This is a genomic window from Pseudomonas sp. NPDC089741, from assembly GCF_044748825.1.
In the GTDB taxonomy this organism is placed as follows: domain Bacteria; phylum Pseudomonadota; class Gammaproteobacteria; order Pseudomonadales; family Pseudomonadaceae; genus Aquipseudomonas; species Aquipseudomonas helmanticensis.
The window spans coordinates 69,766-86,361 of record NZ_JBIVGT010000011.1; the positions used below are offsets into that span (position 1 = coordinate 69,766).

General features: G+C 61.6%; 13 protein-coding genes. 7 read left to right on the forward strand and 6 right to left on the reverse strand.

The window, feature by feature from the left end:
• Nucleotides 1-236 precede the first annotated feature (236 nt).
• The 6 genes from ACIPZE_RS13620 to pilG form a co-directional block, all read right to left on the reverse strand.
• Entirely contained in the window at nt 237-707 is a 471-nt protein-coding gene (locus ACIPZE_RS13620) for a chemotaxis protein CheW (protein WP_400773267.1), read from the reverse strand.
• Entirely contained in the window at nt 700-6,609 is a 5,910-nt protein-coding gene (locus ACIPZE_RS13625) for an Hpt domain-containing protein (RefSeq protein ID WP_400773269.1), read from the reverse strand. The genes ACIPZE_RS13620 and ACIPZE_RS13625 overlap by 8 nt, the downstream gene beginning before the upstream one ends.
• 11 nt (nt 6,610-6,620) lie before the next feature.
• Nucleotides 6,621-8,681 carry a methyl-accepting chemotaxis protein gene (locus ACIPZE_RS13630; RefSeq protein ID WP_129395893.1) on the reverse strand — a complete coding sequence of 687 codons (2,061 nt, stop codon included), beginning with the start codon at nt 8,679-8,681 and terminating at the stop codon, nt 6,621-6,623.
• 153 nt (nt 8,682-8,834) lie between these two features.
• The gene (locus ACIPZE_RS13635; RefSeq protein WP_007913675.1) at nt 8,835-9,374 is read right to left on the reverse strand and encodes a chemotaxis protein CheW; all 540 of its coding nucleotides are present in this window, start codon (nt 9,372-9,374) and stop codon (nt 8,835-8,837) included.
• Between the two features lie 10 nt (nt 9,375-9,384).
• Nucleotides 9,385-9,750 (reverse strand): twitching motility response regulator PilH, encoded by a 366-nt coding sequence (pilH, locus tag ACIPZE_RS13640; RefSeq protein WP_008084306.1) that lies wholly within the window; start codon nt 9,748-9,750, stop codon nt 9,385-9,387.
• A 60-nt stretch (nt 9,751-9,810) separates the two neighbouring features.
• Complete coding sequence (pilG, locus tag ACIPZE_RS13645; RefSeq protein WP_007913673.1) at nt 9,811-10,215, reverse strand: twitching motility response regulator PilG; 405 nt, start codon at nt 10,213-10,215, stop codon at nt 9,811-9,813.
• A gap of 225 nt (nt 10,216-10,440) precedes the next feature.
• Here pilG and gshB point away from each other — a divergent pair, with 225 nt between their 5' ends.
• The 7 genes from gshB (at nt 10,441) to ACIPZE_RS13680 (ending at nt 16,450) form a co-directional block, all read left to right on the forward strand.
• Nucleotides 10,441-11,412, forward strand: coding sequence for a glutathione synthase (gene gshB / locus ACIPZE_RS13650; RefSeq protein ID WP_400773271.1), 972 nt, complete (start codon nt 10,441-10,443; stop codon nt 11,410-11,412).
• 107 nt (nt 11,413-11,519) lie between these two features.
• On the forward strand, nt 11,520-12,419 hold the full coding sequence (locus tag ACIPZE_RS13655) for an energy transducer TonB (RefSeq protein WP_400773273.1): 900 nt from the start codon (nt 11,520-11,522) through the stop codon (nt 12,417-12,419).
• A gap of 134 nt (nt 12,420-12,553) precedes the next feature.
• Nucleotides 12,554-13,126, forward strand: coding sequence for a YqgE/AlgH family protein (locus ACIPZE_RS13660; protein WP_400773275.1), 573 nt, complete (start codon nt 12,554-12,556; stop codon nt 13,124-13,126).
• Nucleotides 13,126-13,563 (forward strand): Holliday junction resolvase RuvX, encoded by a 438-nt coding sequence (gene ruvX, locus ACIPZE_RS13665; RefSeq protein ID WP_007913667.1) that lies wholly within the window; start codon nt 13,126-13,128, stop codon nt 13,561-13,563. The genes ACIPZE_RS13660 and ruvX overlap by 1 nt, the downstream gene beginning before the upstream one ends.
• 80 nt (nt 13,564-13,643) lie before the next feature.
• Nucleotides 13,644-14,150: a bifunctional pyr operon transcriptional regulator/uracil phosphoribosyltransferase PyrR gene (gene pyrR / locus ACIPZE_RS13670; RefSeq protein ID WP_400773277.1), complete on the forward strand. Its 507-nt coding sequence runs from the start codon at nt 13,644-13,646 to the stop codon at nt 14,148-14,150.
• Nucleotides 14,151-14,177: 27 nt separating this feature from the next.
• Entirely contained in the window at nt 14,178-15,182 is a 1,005-nt protein-coding gene (locus ACIPZE_RS13675; protein ID WP_007913665.1) for an aspartate carbamoyltransferase catalytic subunit, read from the forward strand.
• Nucleotides 15,179-16,450, forward strand: coding sequence for a dihydroorotase (locus ACIPZE_RS13680; protein WP_283438478.1), 1,272 nt, complete (start codon nt 15,179-15,181; stop codon nt 16,448-16,450). Before ACIPZE_RS13675 ends, ACIPZE_RS13680 begins: the two co-directional genes overlap by 4 nt.
• Nucleotides 16,451-16,596: the final 146 nt, after the last annotated feature.

Below are 16,596 nucleotides of genomic sequence, written 5' to 3' on the forward strand. Positions count from 1 at the left end.
ATGCGTAGGCAGCGGCGCAAGGATTTGTAGGCTAGGGAGCCGTAACACCGGGTGTCTTTAAACAGATGTGCCTGGATGCGTTTATTGCACTGCAGAAATTGAGGATTTGCCTGTCGGATTTTGGGGGATGCCGCAGGCGCTATCGCGAGCAGGCTCACTCCTACAGGGGAATGCATTCCAAATGTAGGAGTGAGCCTGCTCGCAATGCGGCCAGTCAGGCCAATGAAAACCCTGGATCAATAAACCAGTCCTGCATCCACCAACAACTTCTCCAGCCCCAACAAATCCGGCACCTTCGCCACCTGCTCCCCGACCTGCACCGCCGCCTGCTCCAGCGCACACAACGGCACGTCGACATAACTCAGCTGACTGTCGAGCTTGTAAGAACGCGGAATCCCCTGCACCAGCAGCGCAATGAACTTCAGCTCCGGCAACCCGCCCAGCGCATTCAAAATCACGATCCGCGCCCGCTCGCCAATAACGATTTTCTGCCCGCACGCCGACTCAAAACTCAGCAACGGAATCTGCCGCTCGCGCCACTTCACCCGCCCCAGATACCACGGCGGCGTATCCAGATCGAAAGCGCTGGCCTGGTAATCGATCAATTCAGCGACAGCGACGTTAGGCAGGATCAAATTGCGATCCGCCAGCGGCAGCAATAGCCCGGTCAGCTGACTGCTGCGCTGATTATGCCGGCGCTCATGCATGTTTCTTGCTCCACTGGGCAATGCTTTCAAGCAGCACCGACTCTTGATACGGCTTGCCGAGGTAGTCGTTGACGCCAATCGCCATCGCGCGGTCGCGGTGTTTCTGCCCGGTACGTGAGGTGATCATGATGATCGGCAGGTGTTGCAGACGTTCGTCGTTGCGTACCTGGGTGGCGACTTCGAAGCCGTCCATGCGCGGCATTTCGATGTCGAGCAGCATCAGGTCGGGCATGTGTTCTTCCAGCAGCAGCATGGCGTCGACCCCGTCCTTGGCGGTCAGTACGTTCATGCCGTGGCGTTCGAGCAAACGGCTGGTGACCTTGCGCACGGTGACCGAATCATCGACGACCATCACCAGCAACGGTTTCTGCGGTTCGCTGTCGATGTCCGGCAGCGTCGGCGTCTGTGCAATGCGTGCCTGCATCGCGCGGATCGGCGCGAGCAGATCGAGAATCAGCACCACCCGGCCATCGCCAAGAATCGTCGCCCCGGACACGCCCTGCACCGCCGCGAACTGCGCGCCAAGGCTCTTGACCACGATTTCGCGCGTACCCGCCATCGCATCAACCTGCACGGCAATGTGCCGGTCGTTGTAGTGCACCAGCAGCACCGGCAATGGCAGGTTCTGCCCGAGCAGTTTCGGCCGTGGCGCGGTTTTCAGCAGTTCGCCCAGGTAGCACAGCTCATAGGTCTGGCCACCGTATTGATAACGCGGCGGATCAACCCGGAAGTGCCCTTCCAGATCATTCGGCAACACGCGGACGATGCCTTCGATGGTGTTCAGCGGGATCGCGTATTGATCCTCACCGCACTGCACCATCAACGCGCGGTTGACCGACACGGTGAACGGCAAGCGAATACGGAAATGCACGCCCTGCCCCGGCACGGAATCAATGCTCATGCTGCCGCCGAGTTGCCGCACTTCTTCATGCACCACGTCCATGCCGACGCCGCGCCCGGAAATCTGGGTAATCTTTTCCGCCGTGGAAAACCCCGGCTGGAGGATGAACTGCAACACGTCGCGGTCGCTGATTTCGGCTTCCGGCGCGAGCATGCCGCGCTTGATCGCCTTCTTGCGCACGGCTTCCAGCGGCACCCCGGCGCCGTCATCGCGAATATCGAAAACAATGTCGCCGCCCTCGCGGGACAGGTCGAGGCTGATCTGCCCTTGCACCGGTTTACCCGCCGCCAGGCGCACTTCGGCGGACTCCAGACCATGGTCGACGGCGTTGCGCAGCATGTGTTCCAGCGGCGCAGCCATGCGTTCGAGGACGTTGCGATCCATCTCGCCTTCGGCGTTGCCGACGACGAAGGCGACGTCTTTGTTCAGCTCTTCGGCGACTTGGCGGACGATGCGTTTCAGGCGCGGCAACATGCGTTCGAACGGCACCATGCGCGTGCGCATCAGGCCTTCCTGCAATTCGGTGTTGATGCGGCCCTGTTGCTGCAGCAGGTTCTCGGCGTCGTGGTTACGGCGGTCGAGGGTTTCCTTGAGGTCGAGCAGGTCGGAGGCGGATTCGAACAGCGCCCTCGACAGCTGCTGCAACTGTGAATGACGGTCCATTTCCAGCGGATCGAATTCTTCGTAGCCAAGGCGTTCGGCATCGACTTGCTGACGGCTGAGAATCCGCCCCTGGGTTTCAGTGTCGAGGCGGCGCAACTGATCGCGCATGCGCTCGATGGTGGTTTCCATCTCGTTCAGGGCGATCTGCGCGTCGTTGACCTGCTGCTCGATACGGCCCCGGAAGATCGAGGTTTCGCCGGCCAGATTGACCAACTCGTCGAGCAGTTCGGCGGAGACTTTGACCATGTCCGCGCCAGCCTCGGCAACCGGCGGCGTCACGTCAGTCTTGACCGGAACAGGTAGCACGGGCGGCGTTTCTACCGTCGCCGGATGACTGAAATTCTGGATCGCGTTGATCAGCCGATCCGCCGGTGGGCACGGTTGCCCGGCGCGCACGCCATCGAGCATTTGCGCCAAACGATCATGCCCGCGCTGCACCAGCGCAAACAGCTCCGCAGACGGCTGCAAGGCGCCACTGGAAAGACTTTCGTAAAGGTATTCCAGCTCATGCGCGAGGTCGCCGATCGGGCCGATCTCGACCATCCGCGCACCGCCCTTGAGGGTGTGCAGATCGCGCAGCAGGGTTTCCACTTCCTGGCGATTGCCCGGCTCGGCCTGCCAGCGCAGCAACGCGGCGCCGGAGTTTTCGATGATGTCGAAACCTTCTTCGAGGAAGATCTCCAGCAACTCAGGGTCGTGACCGGCGCTGTCGTGTTCGGCTGTTGCTGGCGGCGCTTCGGCAACGTTCTGGCCTTGGCGGACCTGACGGATAACGTCGATCAGATCCTGTGCCGGCGTCAGCGGCTGATGGTTCTGCAGCTGATCAAGCAACAACGCCAAGCGGTCGTGACTCTTGAGCAGCAAGCGCCCCAAGGTTTCGCTGTAGCTGTAGCGACGATCGACCAGGCCTTCGTAGAGACTTTCCAGCTCTTGCGCCAGATCGCCGATGGCCTCGACTTCAGCCATCCGCGCGCCGCCCTTGAGCGTATGCAGATCCCGCTGCAACGAGGACAGCGGCGCTGTGTTGTCGGGGTCGCTGAGCCAGCGCTGCAAGGCTTGGCCGGAGCTGTCGAGAATGTCGACCGCTTCTTCAAGGAAGATCTCGACAATCTCGTCATCGGGTTCAAGCGCCATTGCCTTTTGCTGCAACTCAGCGGTGGCGCCGCCCAGCTCGCGGATGCTCAAAGTGCGGCTGCCATCGCTGCGAATCAGGCCCATCGACGATGGATCGAGACTCTCATCGAGCAGATCATGCAAGGCGCGAATCCGTGCCGGCTGCGGCGTGACTTCCTGCCCGGCCGCCAGTTCGTCGAGCATGTTGATCAGCGCTTCATGAGCGTTTTGCGCTTCCTGGAAAAACCGCTCGCTGACCGCCAGGCTGCTTTCTTCCACAGCGCCATACAGGTCGAGCAAGGCTTCACAGAGCACGTCGACCGGCAGCAGATCAGCCATGTGTGCGCCTTCGCCGAGGGTGGTCAGTTCATCCAGCAACGCACTGAGTTCCTGACGCTCGCCGGGATGTTGCTGCCAGCGCTGCAAGAGGTTTTCGGCGTCGAGGAGGATGTCCATGCCCTGGGCGAGGAAGTTGTTGATCAGTTGCGGGTCACGCTTGATCCGTAACCCGGTATTTGGTGCATTGAGGATGGTTTCGAGGCGCTCGGCGAGCAGCGTGTCGGTGCGTTTGATCAGCGATTGAGCACCGACTATCGGCGCCAGCGGATCGTGCTTGAGCTGACGCAGGCCAATACGAAACAGGCCCTCGGCTTCCAGCAGCAATTCCACTTCGTCGAGATCCAGCGGCAACTGATGCGCCTTGAACTCGCGGGCCAGTTGATCGAGCGACGCGGCCAATTCGGCAATCGGCAAAACCCCGGCCATTGAGGCGCTGCCCTTGAGCGTATGCAGCGCGCGCTGCAACTCATCGCTGGCCTGTAACGGCACATGCTCGGCGGCCTGATCGAGGAAACGGTTGAGGCTGGCGAGATGGGTTTCGGCTTCTTTGCGGAAGATCTCCAGCAACAGCGGATCGAGTGCAGCGACATCGTCGATGTCTTCGGCGGCCAGCGGTTCGTCACCTTTGGCCAATGCGTGGGCACGGGCGGCAAGCTGATCGACATCGCTGCGCTGACGCTGGCTGTTAGTGGCGAATTCGTTGATCAATTCGGGCAGCAAGAGCACCGTGTCGGTCAGCAGTTGCTGCACCACCGATCCCGGTTCGACACTTTGTTCAAGCACACGGTTGAGCAGGTTTTCCACGGCCCACGCCAGCTCACCGAGGATCAGCGCACGGACCATGCGCCCGCTGCCCTTGAGGGTATGGAAGGCGCGACGGAGTTCGGTCAGCGCATCGCGATCCTGCGGGTTGGCGGTCCAGCGCGGCAGGTATTCATGGAGCACTTCGAGGACTTCGTCGGTCTCTTCGAGGAACACTTCGCGCAGCTCGTCGTCGATCGGTTCTTCGCCGGCCGGCGGCGGCATCAGGCTGCCGGGCGTGATCAGCGCCGGCGGGTTGAGCGCGGAAACCGGGCTGGCCAGAACCTCGGCCAACGATTGCACGATCTCGGGATCGTCCAGCGCCTGCATGTCCTGCATCACCAGCGCTTCGCTGGGGCTGAGAACGTCTTCGAGCACGGGCACAGAGTGTTCGCCGGGCTCTTCGTCAGGGAAATAACCGAGGTTGGCGAGGGACTTCTGCGCGATGTCCAGCAGTTGCTCGCTCGGCGCCTGCGGATCGTCACTCAAGCGCTCGAGGTAGTACTCGAGGCTGCTGATGACATCGGCCAGACGATCCAGTTGCTCCCAACCCGGCTCGTGGGGATCGAGCAGCAGATGCTCGCGGATAAAACCGTTGCAGGCCTCGACCAGACTCGCTGCGCGGCTGAGCGGAATCATCGCCAGCGCACCGCGCACCTGGGTCAGCAGCGCCGGCAACGGTTGCAGTTGCTGGCGATCCCAATCGGCGTCGATGTAGTCGACGATCATGTCCTTGGCCTGTTGCAGGCAGATGCGCGCTTCCTTGATCACGATCTGATAAATCTGCGTCAGGTCGGTGGTGGGCAAGCGCGAGTCTTCCGGACTTTCCGGCTCGACCGTGCCGACCATTCCGGCCAGCGTCGCTTCGACGTAAAGCAGCGCGCCGGCAACGTCCATCAGGATCGCGTCATTCGGTTCACGCTGGCCTTGGGCGAGGCTGAGCACCACGGCCAGTTGATCGATGATGACTTTGCGCGGCTGGCCAAAACCGAGCACGGCAAGGGTGTCGGCGATCTGCCTTAATGGCGCGAGCAGGCTTTCCAGATCCGAAGCGTGCTGGCGATCGCTGCGCACGAACAGATCGAGGCGCTCCTTGACCCGCACCAGCTCTTCGCACAGTGCCGCCAGCACCGAGCGCATCGCGTCGCGGTCAGGGCCGGCCAGGCGCGCGCGTTCTTCGTCGACCATCGCGCTGTCGGGCAACGCGTCGTCCAGCGAGTAGCGATCTTTCATGGTCAGCATCTGCCCGGTGGGATGTTCGGCTTTGGCAATATAGAACAACAGGCTTTTCAGCAGCTCCGGCGGGGGCGGCTGATTAAGGCCCGACATACCTTGCTCGAGCAGGCGCTTGAGCTCTTTGTCGGCGTCCTTGAACAGACTGCGCAGCGCCGGACTGTTGGCGATGGCGCCTTCGCGCATGCCTTCTACCAGCGCCGAAGCAACTTGCCACAACGGGCTCAGGGGCGAATCGCCGCTGAGCGCTTCGAGGCGGGTGAAGACTTTGGCGAGGTATTCGAGGTGCGTCTGGTCGTCCTGCTCGCGCAGCAAACCGACCAAAGCCATTTGCAACATCTGGCGTAATTTGCGCAGCACATTCGGCAGTTCGGCCGGTTCCAGCAGTGCCAACGCATCTGCGCTCAGCGGTGCTAGTTCCGGCAATTGCGGGCTGAACAGGCTGGTTTCCGAGAGCAGGCTTTCGCCGCGGGCGCTGCGCAGATCGTTGATCAGCGGCAACACCACCAACGGCAGATCCCGGCGAGCGTTCTGCACACGGTCGAGGTAGATCGGCAATTGCCCGAGCGCTTGCAACAACAGGTGCAGGGCTTCGTCGCGATGGCTGACGCGCTCGTGCTGCAAGGCTGCAACCAGTTTCTCCATCTCTTCGGCGAGCAACGCTGCTCCATAGAACTCGACCATCTGCAAACTGCCGTGCACCTGATGGATGTAATTCAGGCATTCGTCCAGCCCCGCAAAGGCCTGCGGATCATCGAGCACGGCTTCAATCGCCTGATGCGCCTGCTTCAGCGTTTCGGCAATTTCGCCCTTGACCCATTCGAGGGCCACATAGTCGTGCCGATCACCCATAACCGCTCCGATCACACTTTATCCGTCGCCGGCGCGGACGCTGCCGGCAAGGTGAATCCGGACACCGAACGGCGCAGCTGACTGGCCATTTTCGCCAGGTTGCCGATGCTTTCGGCGGTGGCCGTGGAGCCGGACGAAGTCTGCGAAGTGATCTGCTGGATCACGTTCATCGTCAGCGAGATCTGCCCGGCCGACGAGGTCTGCTGCTGCGCCGCGTTGGAGATGCTTTGAATCAGCGCCGCGAGGGTCTTCGATACGCCTTCGATTTCTTCCAGGGCCACCCCGGCATCCTGCGCCAGTCGCGCGCCGCGCACCACTTCGGTGGTGGTTTGTTCCATGGAAATAACGGCTTCGTTGGTGTCGGTCTGAATCGCCCGCACCAGCGTTTCGATCTGCCGGGTGGCGGCGGACGAGCGCTCGGCGAGGCGCTGCACTTCGTCGGCGACCACAGCAAAACCGCGCCCGGCATCGCCGGCCATCGACGCCTGAATCGCCGCGTTGAGGGCGAGGATGTTGGTTTGGTCGGCGATGTCGTCGATCAGGCTGACGATGTCGCCGATTTCCTGCGACGACTCGCCAAGACGCTTGATGCGCTTGGCGGTGTCCTGAATCTGTTCGCGAATGTTGTCCATGCCGTGGATGGTGTTGTGCACCACCTCGTTGCCCTTGTTGGCAATTTCCACGGAGCGCTCGGCGACCGCCGAAGACTCAGCGGCGTTGGCCGAGACCTGATCGATGGACTCGGCCATGTCGCTGATCGCCGTCGACGCTTCGGAAATCTGCTGGGCCTGATGCTCCGAGGCCTGCGCCAGATGCATAGCGGTGGCCTGGGTTTCCTGCACCGCTGCGGCGACCTGGCCGGCGGTGAGGTTTATGGTCGCGACCAGATCGCGCAGTTGGTCGACGGAGTAGTTGATCGAGTCGGCGATGGTGCCGGTGAAGTCTTCGGTCACCGAAGCCGTCACCGTGAGGTCACCGTCGGCGAGATCTTCGATTTCGTCGAGCAGGCGCATGATTGCGTTCTGGTTACGCTCGTTCTTCTCGGCGGTTTCGCGCAACTGGCGATTGGTCTCGCGGACCATGACCATGCCGATGAGGATGATCGAAGCCAGCGCCAGCAAACCGAGGACGTAACCGCCGATAGTGTCGGTGTTGCGCCCGCCGGCAAGGTTTTCAAAACCGGTGGCCAGGTGCGAGGCTTCGTCGAGCAGGGTTTGCGAGAGGCTGAAGATGTTGCTCGCCGATTCGCGAACCTTGAACAGCTCCGGCGAGGTTTCGAGGATTTCATCGACGGAGCCGGAAACGAACTGGAACAGCTCGGAGATTTCGCTCAAACGCGCGCGGGCATCGCGGTCTTCGACCTGGCTGATTTTCAGCGTCGGGTTGCCTTGCAGCATGCCGTTGAGCACTTGGCCGAAACGGGTGGCGTCACGGCCAAAGGCATCGGCGGCTTGTTGGGAGTTTTCATCGCCGGCGAGCACGGTGTTGACCGCGCCGAGGATACGTTCAGCCAGCAGCGATTGGCGCTGGGCCATGGCGACCTGCGCCGCCGGGGCGCCACGTTGCAGGAGGATTTCGACGACTTTTTCGTATTCGATCTGCAACTGTGGCACGGTTTCGGCCAGGGTCGCGGCGACCTGATGCAGCGACAGCACAGTCTGTTCGCTGGAGAGAATCGCGTCGGTGTTTTTCAGCAGACGTTCCCAGTCGAGCTGCACAGCGCGCATTTCCGGGCGCACGGTGGCGGGGGCTGGCGGCAGGCCAGTGACCGCGTCGCCCTTCTTCAGGTAACCCCAGCGCAAGGCGAAATCGTTGCGCGCATCGCTGAGCAGCTTGAACGCGGCAGCCTTGCCGGCGGCGGCTTCGGTGGCGTTCTTGGCAATGCGTTGCGAGAGCACGCGCAGCTCACCGGCGTGGCCGATGTACTGTTTGTCGTAGTTCGCCTGGGTGTTGAGGTACGCGAAGTTGGCGAACAGCAGCATGATGAACACGATCAGTGCGATGAACAGCACGATGATCTGCGAGCGACTGCGCGATCCTTCCGCCGGCTTGCCTGTTTTTGCTTTTGTCATCGGTCCTCGCCTTAACCCACACCTTTGAGGCCTGCTGCAATCCCTGTGGGAGCGAGCCTGCTCGCGAAAGCGCTGGGTCAGCCAATATTTATCTTGCCTGACACGCCCTCTTCGCGAGCAGGCTCGCTCCCACAGGGGACGGTGTTGAATCTGTTATATCGCGACGCTCATGAACACCGGGGATTTCGCCAGGGCAAACAGGCTGAATACCCGCCAGTTCTGCTCGCGCCGGAAATAGCCTTTGACGAACTCGGCCTTCGAGCCCTGGCGCTTGCTGATCGAGATCGGTTCGAAGCTGTCCTGCTCGAAATGCTGCAAGCCGATGACTTCATCGACCATCAACCCGGCAAACACATCCCCATGTTCAACCACCAACACCCGCCGCTGTTTACGCAACGGCGACAGCTCATGCCCGAAAAAGCCGCACAGATCCATGATCGGCAGCAGCCGTCCGCGCAGGTTAGCCACGCCTTTGACCCACGGCTTGACCCCGGGCAACTGGGTGAAGCGCGGTTCGTGCAGCACTTCGCTGACTTCGCCCATCGGCGCCACATACCAATGCTCGCCGAGGCGAAAGCCGATGCCGCTCCAGCGATCCTGACGCGCCGGTTGCGACGGCAGGTCCGCCGCCAGCAAGCGGCAGCGCTGGTCGATTTGCCAGAGCAGTTCGAACGCGGTCAGCGATTCGCTCATGGTTGCGCAATCAGCCTTTGAGCACGTTGTTCAGGGTCTTGATCAGGGTGTCTTCGTCGACCGGTTTGGTCAGGTAGTCCTTGGCGCCCTGGCGGGTGCCCCAGACCTTGTCGGTTTCCTGATCCTTGGTGGTGATGATGATCACCGGGATGTGGCTGGTCTCGGCATCCTTGGTCAGTTGGCGGGTCGCCTGAAAACCGTTGAGGCCGGGCATGACGATGTCCATCAGTACCGCGTCGGGTTTTTCCTGACGGGCCAGGGCCACGCCGTCGGCGCCGTTTTCGGCCTTCAACACTTCATGGCCGTGCTTTTCGAGCATGCCGGTGAGTTTGTACATTTCAGTCGGCGAATCATCGACGATCAGGATACGTGCCATGGTTTTCCCCATTTTTCTTGTCGACCCCCGGCCCGCTGGCCGAGCGTCACTGTACGTGTCTTACTGCGGCAAAACGGCGGCGAAGCCCGGAACATGGGCCTGAATCGCGTTGAGCAGTTCTTCCTTGCTGAAAGGCTTGGTTAAAAATTGATCGGAACCGACAATCCGCCCCTTGGCCTTGTCGAACAGTCCGTCACGCGATGACAGCATGATCACCGGCGTGGCCTTGAATGCACTGTTGTTCTTGATTAAAGCGCAGGTCTGATAACCATCCAGACGCGGCATCATGATGTCGACAAAAATGATCCCGGGATGGTTGTCGGCGATCTTCGCCAGGGCGTCGAAACCGTCGATCGCCGTGATCACTTCGCAACCGACATTCTTCAACAATGTTTCGGCGGTGCGACGAATCGTTTTCGAGTCGTCGATCACCATGACCTTCAAGGCGCTGGACTGCTGTTCCATAAGAGGGCTCTACCGTCGCCTTTGCGAATCAATTTGTCCGTTTTGCGGTTATGAATGGCTCGAAACCCTTGATGCTCAAGGGCCAGCACGCTACGCCAGCCTTTTTAGCACAGTCTCCAGATGCAATCTATCGACGGGTTTTTCCTTGACCGAAAACCCGCCCGGCGCCACTCTGGCGGCACTTTTTCAATACCGATCCGGTAGCCAATTTTCGAGGAAAACCCAATGAGCGTTCGCGTCGGGATTGTCATGGACCCTATCGCCAGCATCTCCTATAAAAAGGATAGCTCGCTGGCCATGCTGCTGGCCGCGCAAAAGCGTGGCTGGGAACTGTTCTATATGGAGCAGAGCGACCTGTATCAGGCCGAAGGTCAGGCACGCGGGCGCATGAAGCCGCTGAAAGTCTTCGCCAATCCGGAAAAATGGTTCGAACTGGACGCCGAGCAGGACAACCTGCTGAGCGATCTGGACGTGATCCTGATGCGCAAGGATCCGCCGTTCGACATGGAGTTCGTCTACTCCACCTACCTGCTCGAACAGGCCGAAACCGCTGGCGTACTGGTAGTGAACAAGCCGCAAAGCCTGCGCGACTGCAATGAAAAGCTGTTCGCCACGCTGTTCCCGCAGTGCACGCCGCCGACCATCGTCAGCCGTCGCCCGGACGTCCTGCGTGAGTTCGCCGACCATCACGGCGACGTGATCCTCAAGCCGCTGGACGGCATGGGCGGTTCCTCGATCTTCCGCCACACCGCCGGCCACCCGAACCTGTCGGTGATCCTCGAAACCCTGACCTTGCACGGCAAGCAGCAGATCATGATTCAGGGCTACCTGCCGGCTATCGTCGATGGCGACAAGCGTATCCTGATGATCGACGGCGAGCCGGTGGATTACTGTCTGGCGCGGATTCCGGCGCAAGGCGAAACCCGTGGCAACCTCGCCGCCGGTGGCCGTGGTGAAGCGCGCCCGCTGACCGACAAGGATCGCTGGATCGCCGCTCAGGTCGGCCCGACCTTGCGTGAGAAAGGCCTGCTGTTCGTCGGTCTCGATGTGATCGGTGAAAGCCTCACCGAAATCAACGTCACCAGCCCGACCTGCATCCGTGAAATCGACAATGCGTTTGGCACTGACATCGGAGGCATGTTGATGGATGCGATCGAAAAGAAGCTGCAAGCCGCCGGCAAATTGCCACAAGCTTGATGCACGTCACATGCAGTCTGTCGCTTGAAGCGTGAAGCCCAAGGCGTGAAACCAACATTGCGTTATCATGCGCAGCCTCTGAAAAACGCGATGTTGGTTTTCTTGTCATGACCCTCCCGTCCGATCTGCCCGCAGAACTCGCCCATCGTGGCGTGCGCCCGGCTGATCGCCTCGGATTTACCTTATTCCTTGCTGCGTTGATCCATTTGGCGCTGCTGCTCGGCGTCGGCTTCACGATGGTTGAGCCCAAGCAAATCAGCAAAACCCTGGAAATCACCCTCGCCACCTTCAAGAGCGAAAAGAAGCCGGAGAAGGCTGACTTTCTTGCTCAAGAGCATCAGGAAGGCAGCGGCACGCTGGGCAAGAAGGCGATCCCCAAGACCACTGAAGTGGCGCCATTCCAGGACAATCAGGTCAAGAAAGTCACCCCGCCACCGGCCGCCAAGCCGCAAGTGCAGGAAGCCGCGCCCAAGGCTGCGGTGACCACCGTCGCGCCGAAGCCGAAAAAAGCGCCGACCAAGAAAGAAGAAACCAAGACCGAAGTCAAACCGACGGTCGACGCACCGGAATTCGATAGCTCGCAGCTGTCCAGCGACATCGCCAGCCTCGAGGCCGAACTGGCCAAAGAACAACAGTTGTACGCCAAGCGTCCACGCATCCACCGCTTGAGCGCGGCGTCGACCATGCGCGACAAGGGCGCCTGGTACAAAGACGACTGGCGCAAGAAGGTCGAGCGTATCGGCAACCTCAATTACCCCGAGGAAGCCCGGCGCAAGCAGATCTACGGCAATTTGCGCCTGATGGTTTCGATCAACCGCGACGGCTCGCTGTATGAAGTGCTGGTACTGGAATCGTCCGGCCAGCCGCTGCTGGATCAGGCGGCGCAGCGCATCGTCCGGTTGGCGGCGCCGTTTGCCCCGTTTACCGGAGACTTGTCGGACATCGACCGTCTGGAAATCATCCGCACCTGGAAATTCGCCCGGGGCGACAAGCTCTCCAGCAATTAAGGGCAAGATCAAAAGATCGCAGCCTTCGGCAGCTCCTACATTAGCCTGCATTCACATGTAGGAGCTGCCGAAGGCTGCGATCTTTTGGCGGCTTCAGCTTGTCAGTTTGCCCCCCGAACGCCACACTAGCGCACATGAAAAACGTCAGCCCCAGCTACCTCAAGCATCAATTCCTGATCGCCATGCCACACATGGCCGACCCGAACTTTGCCCACACCTTGACCTACATCGTCGAGCACACGGCCAATGGCGCTATGGGGATTGTGGTCAACCGGCCGCAAGAGCTGAATCTGGCCGACATTCTTGAGCAACTGCGCCCGGACATCGAGCCGCCAGCACTCTGCCAGCACGTACCGATCTTTATCGGCGGCCCGGTGCAGACCGATCGCGGTTTTGTTCTGCACCCGGCGGGCAAGACCTTCCAGGCCACCGCGCAACTGGACGGCGATCTGGCCCTGTCGACTTCGCAGGACGTGCTGTTCGCCATCGCGGACGGTGTCGGCCCGGCGAAAAGCCTGATTGCCCTCGGTTACGCCGGTTGGGAAGCCGGGCAACTGGAAGCCGAAATGGCCGACAACGCCTGGCTGACCTGCCCGTACGACGCCGACATCCTCTTCAACACCAGCAGCGAATTGCGCCTCGAAGCGGCGGCCCGGCACCTGGGGATCAACCTCAGCCTGCTGACCAGCCAGGCAGGTCACGCCTGATGGCCCTACGCCTGATTCTCGGCTTCGACTACGGCACCAAACAGATCGGCGTCGCTGTCGGCCAGGTGATTACCGGCCAGGCCCGCGAGCTGTGCACCCTGAAAGCGCAAAACGGTATTCCCGACTGGAATCAGGTTGAAGCGCTGTTCAAGGAATGGAAACCCGACGCGGTGGTCGTCGGCCTGCCGCTGAACATGGACGGCACGCCGAGCGAAATGTGCCTGCGCGCGGAGAAATTCGCCCGCCGCCTCAACGGCCGTTTCAACGTGCCCTTCTATACCCACGACGAGCGCCTGACCACCTTTGAAGCCAAAGGCGAGCGATTGGTGCGTGGCGGCCAGAAAGGCAGTTACCGCGACAACCCGGTGGACGCCATCGCCGCCGCTCTGCTGTTGCAGGGCTGGCTCGATGAAAACACTGCATTGTTTGAATCCTGACAAGCGCTTCGGCGCTTTTCTTTTGAGTGAAAAACCGAGCCGCGTCCAAGGACCCGGCTCGCCCCCAACAAGGAGCAACCATGAGCCTGCCAAATCCCGCCGATCTGATCAGCCAGATGGCGACCCGCCTCAAGGCGCACCTTGCCCAGCGTGAAATCTCTGAACCGCGTTACATCGGCATCCGCACCGGCGGCATCTGGGTCGCGCAGGCCTTGCTCAAGGAACTGGGCTGCGACGCGCCACTGGGCACGCTGGACGTGTCCTTCTACCGCGACGACTTCAGCCAGAACGGCCTGCACCCGCAAGTGCGCCCGTCCGCCCTGCCCTTCGAGATCGAAGGCCAGCATCTGGTGCTGATCGACGACGTACTGATGAGCGGTCGCACCATCCGCGCCGCCATGAACGAATTGTTCGACTACGGCCGCCCGGCCAGCGTGACCCTGGTCTGCCTGCTGGACCTCGACGCCGGCGAGCTGCCGATCCGCCCCAACGTGGTCGGCGCGACCTTGTCGCTGGCCGCTCACGAACGGGTGAAGCTGTCCGGCCCGGAGCCGCTGACGCTTGAACTGCAAGACTTCAACCTTTAATCCGCCCTATTGAGAGTCCCCTTCGCGATGACGCCTCTAGATACCAAGCGCCCGCTGCAGCTCAATGATCAGGGCCAGCTGCGCCACTTCCTCTCGCTCGACGGCCTGCGCCGCGAGTTGTTGACGGAAATCCTCGACACTGCCGACTCGTTCCTCGAAGTCGGTGCGCGGGCGGTGAAGAAGGTCCCGTTGCTGCGCGGCAAGACCGTGTGCAACGTGTTCTTCGAAAACTCCACGCGCACCCGCACCACCTTCGAACTGGCGGCCCAGCGGCTGTCGGCGGACGTGATCACCCTGAACGTGTCGACCTCGTCGGCAAGCAAGGGCGAAACCCTGCTCGACACCCTGCGCAACCTCGAAGCCATGGCCGCCGACATGTTCGTCGTGCGCCACGGTGATTCCGGCGCTGCGCACTTCATCGCCGAGCATGTTTGCCCGCAAGTGGCGATCATCAACGGCGGCGACGGCCGTCACGCGCACCCGACGCAGGGCATGCTCGACATGCTCACCATTCGTCGGCACAAGGGCGGTTTCGAAAACCTCTCGGTGGCCATCGTCGGCGACATCCTGCACTCGCGGGTCGCGCGTTCGAACATGCTCGCGCTGAAAACCCTCGGTTGCCCGGACATCCGCGTGATCGCGCCGAAGACCTTGCTGCCGATCGGCATCGAGCAATACGGCGTGAAGGTCTACACCGACATGACCGAAGGCCTCAAAGACGTCGACGTGGTGATCATGTTGCGCCTGCAGCGTGAACGCATGACCGGCGGCCTGCTGCCGAGCGAAGGCGAGTTCTACCGCCTGTTCGGCCTGACCACCGCACGTCTGGCCGGGGCCAAACCCGATTGCATCGTCATGCACCCGGGGCCGATCAACCGCGGGGTGGAGATCGAGTCCGCAGTGGCCGACGGCCCGCACTCGGTGATCCTCAATCAGGTCACCTACGGCATCGCGATTCGTATGGCCGTGTTGTCCATGGCCATGAGCGGGCAGACCGCCCAGCGCCAATTCGAGCAGGAGAACGCCCAGTGAAGCTCAGCATTCTCGGCGCACGCGTCATCGATCCAAGCAGCGGCCTGGATCAAGTCACCGACATTCACGTTGAAGCCTGCAAGATCGTCGCCCTCGGCGGCGCCCCAGCGGGTTTCACGGCAGTAGAAACCATCGATGCCCAAGGCCTCGTTGCCGCTCCGGGCCTGGTCGATCTGAACGTGGCCCTGCGCGAGCCGGGTTACAGCCGCAAAGGCTCGATCATCAGCGAAACCCGCGCAGCGGCTGCTGGCGGTGTGACCAGCCTGTGCTGCCCGCCAAAAACCAAACCGGTGCTCGACACCTCCGCCGTGGCCGAGCTGATCCTCGACCGCGCCCGCGAAGCCGGCAACACCAAGGTGTTCCCGATTGGCGCGCTGAGCAAAGGTCTGGACGGCGAGCAACTGGCTGAGCTGGTCGCGTTGCGCGACGCTGGTTGCGTGGCGTTCGGCAACGGCCTGGAGAGCTTCCGCAACACCCGCACACTGTGCCGGGCGCTGGAATACGCGGCGACGTTCGACCTGACCGTCATCTTCAACTCGCAGGATCATGATCTGGCAGAGGGTGGTCTGGCTCACGAAGGCGCGGTGGCCAGCTTCCTCGGTCTGCCGGGGATTCCGGAAACCGCTGAAACTGTGGCCCTGGCCCGGGATCTGTTGCTGGTCGAACAGACCGGCGTGCGCGCGCACTTCAGCCAGTTGACCAGCGCTCGCGGCGTGGCGCTGATCGCGCAGGCGCAGGCCCGTGGCTTGCAGGTGACGGCGGATGTTGCGTTGTATCAGCTGATTCTGACTGACGAAGCGCTGATCGACTTCAGCAGCCTGTATCACGTGCAGCCGCCGCTGCGCACTCGCGCTGACCGTGATGGTCTGCGTGCAGCAGTGAAGTCCGGTGTGGTCTCGGCGATCTCCAGCCATCACCAGCCGCACGAGCGTGACGCCAAACTGGCACCGTTCGGCGCGACCGAACCGGGTATCAGCAGTGTTGAGCTGTTGCTGCCGCTGGCGATGACGCTGGTTGAGGATGGTTTGCTCGATCTGCCGACGTTGCTGGCGCGTCTGAGCGCTGGCCCGGCTGAGGCGCTGCGTTTGCCGGCGGGTAAGCTGGCGGTCGGTGGGGCGGCGGATATCGTGCTGTTCGATCCGCAGGCCTCGACGGTGGCTGGTGAGAATTGGCTGTCGAAGGGTGAGAATTGCCCGTTCATCGGGCATACATTGCCTGGGGTGGTTCGCTATACGCTGGTGGATGGGCGGATCAGCCACCAGGCTTGATGCTGAGGGATATTGTGGCGAGGGGATTTATCCCCGTTCGGCTGCGAAGCAGTCGCGAAGCCATTGCACGCGGTGGATCATCTCCACCGCGTTCTCAGATTCAGGGCCGCTTCGCAGCCCAACGGGGATAAATCCCCTCGCCACAG

What these genes read in the sequence shown, in the direction of transcription:
- pyrR (WP_400773277.1), top strand. Translation starts at nt 13,644, where the DNA reads ATGAGCCTGCCAAATCCCGCCGATCTGATCAGCCAGATGGCGACCCGC.
- ruvX (WP_007913667.1), top strand. Translation starts at nt 13,126, where the DNA reads ATGGCCCTACGCCTGATTCTCGGCTTCGACTACGGCACCAAACAGATC.
- pilH (WP_008084306.1), bottom strand. Translation starts at nt 9,750, where the DNA reads ATGGCACGTATCCTGATCGTCGATGATTCGCCGACTGAAATGTACAAA.
- ACIPZE_RS13630 (WP_129395893.1), bottom strand. Translation starts at nt 8,681, where the DNA reads ATGACAAAAGCAAAAACAGGCAAGCCGGCGGAAGGATCGCGCAGTCGC.
- ACIPZE_RS13655 (WP_400773273.1), top strand. Translation starts at nt 11,520, where the DNA reads ATGACCCTCCCGTCCGATCTGCCCGCAGAACTCGCCCATCGTGGCGTG.
- pilG (WP_007913673.1), bottom strand. Translation starts at nt 10,215, where the DNA reads ATGGAACAGCAGTCCAGCGCCTTGAAGGTCATGGTGATCGACGACTCG.
- ACIPZE_RS13635 (WP_007913675.1), bottom strand. Translation starts at nt 9,374, where the DNA reads ATGAGCGAATCGCTGACCGCGTTCGAACTGCTCTGGCAAATCGACCAG.
- ACIPZE_RS13625 (WP_400773269.1), bottom strand. Translation starts at nt 6,609, where the DNA reads ATGGGTGATCGGCACGACTATGTGGCCCTCGAATGGGTCAAGGGCGAA.
- ACIPZE_RS13620 (WP_400773267.1), bottom strand. Translation starts at nt 707, where the DNA reads ATGCATGAGCGCCGGCATAATCAGCGCAGCAGTCAGCTGACCGGGCTA.
- ACIPZE_RS13660 (WP_400773275.1), top strand. Translation starts at nt 12,554, where the DNA reads ATGAAAAACGTCAGCCCCAGCTACCTCAAGCATCAATTCCTGATCGCC.
- ACIPZE_RS13675 (WP_007913665.1), top strand. Translation starts at nt 14,178, where the DNA reads ATGACGCCTCTAGATACCAAGCGCCCGCTGCAGCTCAATGATCAGGGC.
- gshB (WP_400773271.1), top strand. Translation starts at nt 10,441, where the DNA reads ATGAGCGTTCGCGTCGGGATTGTCATGGACCCTATCGCCAGCATCTCC.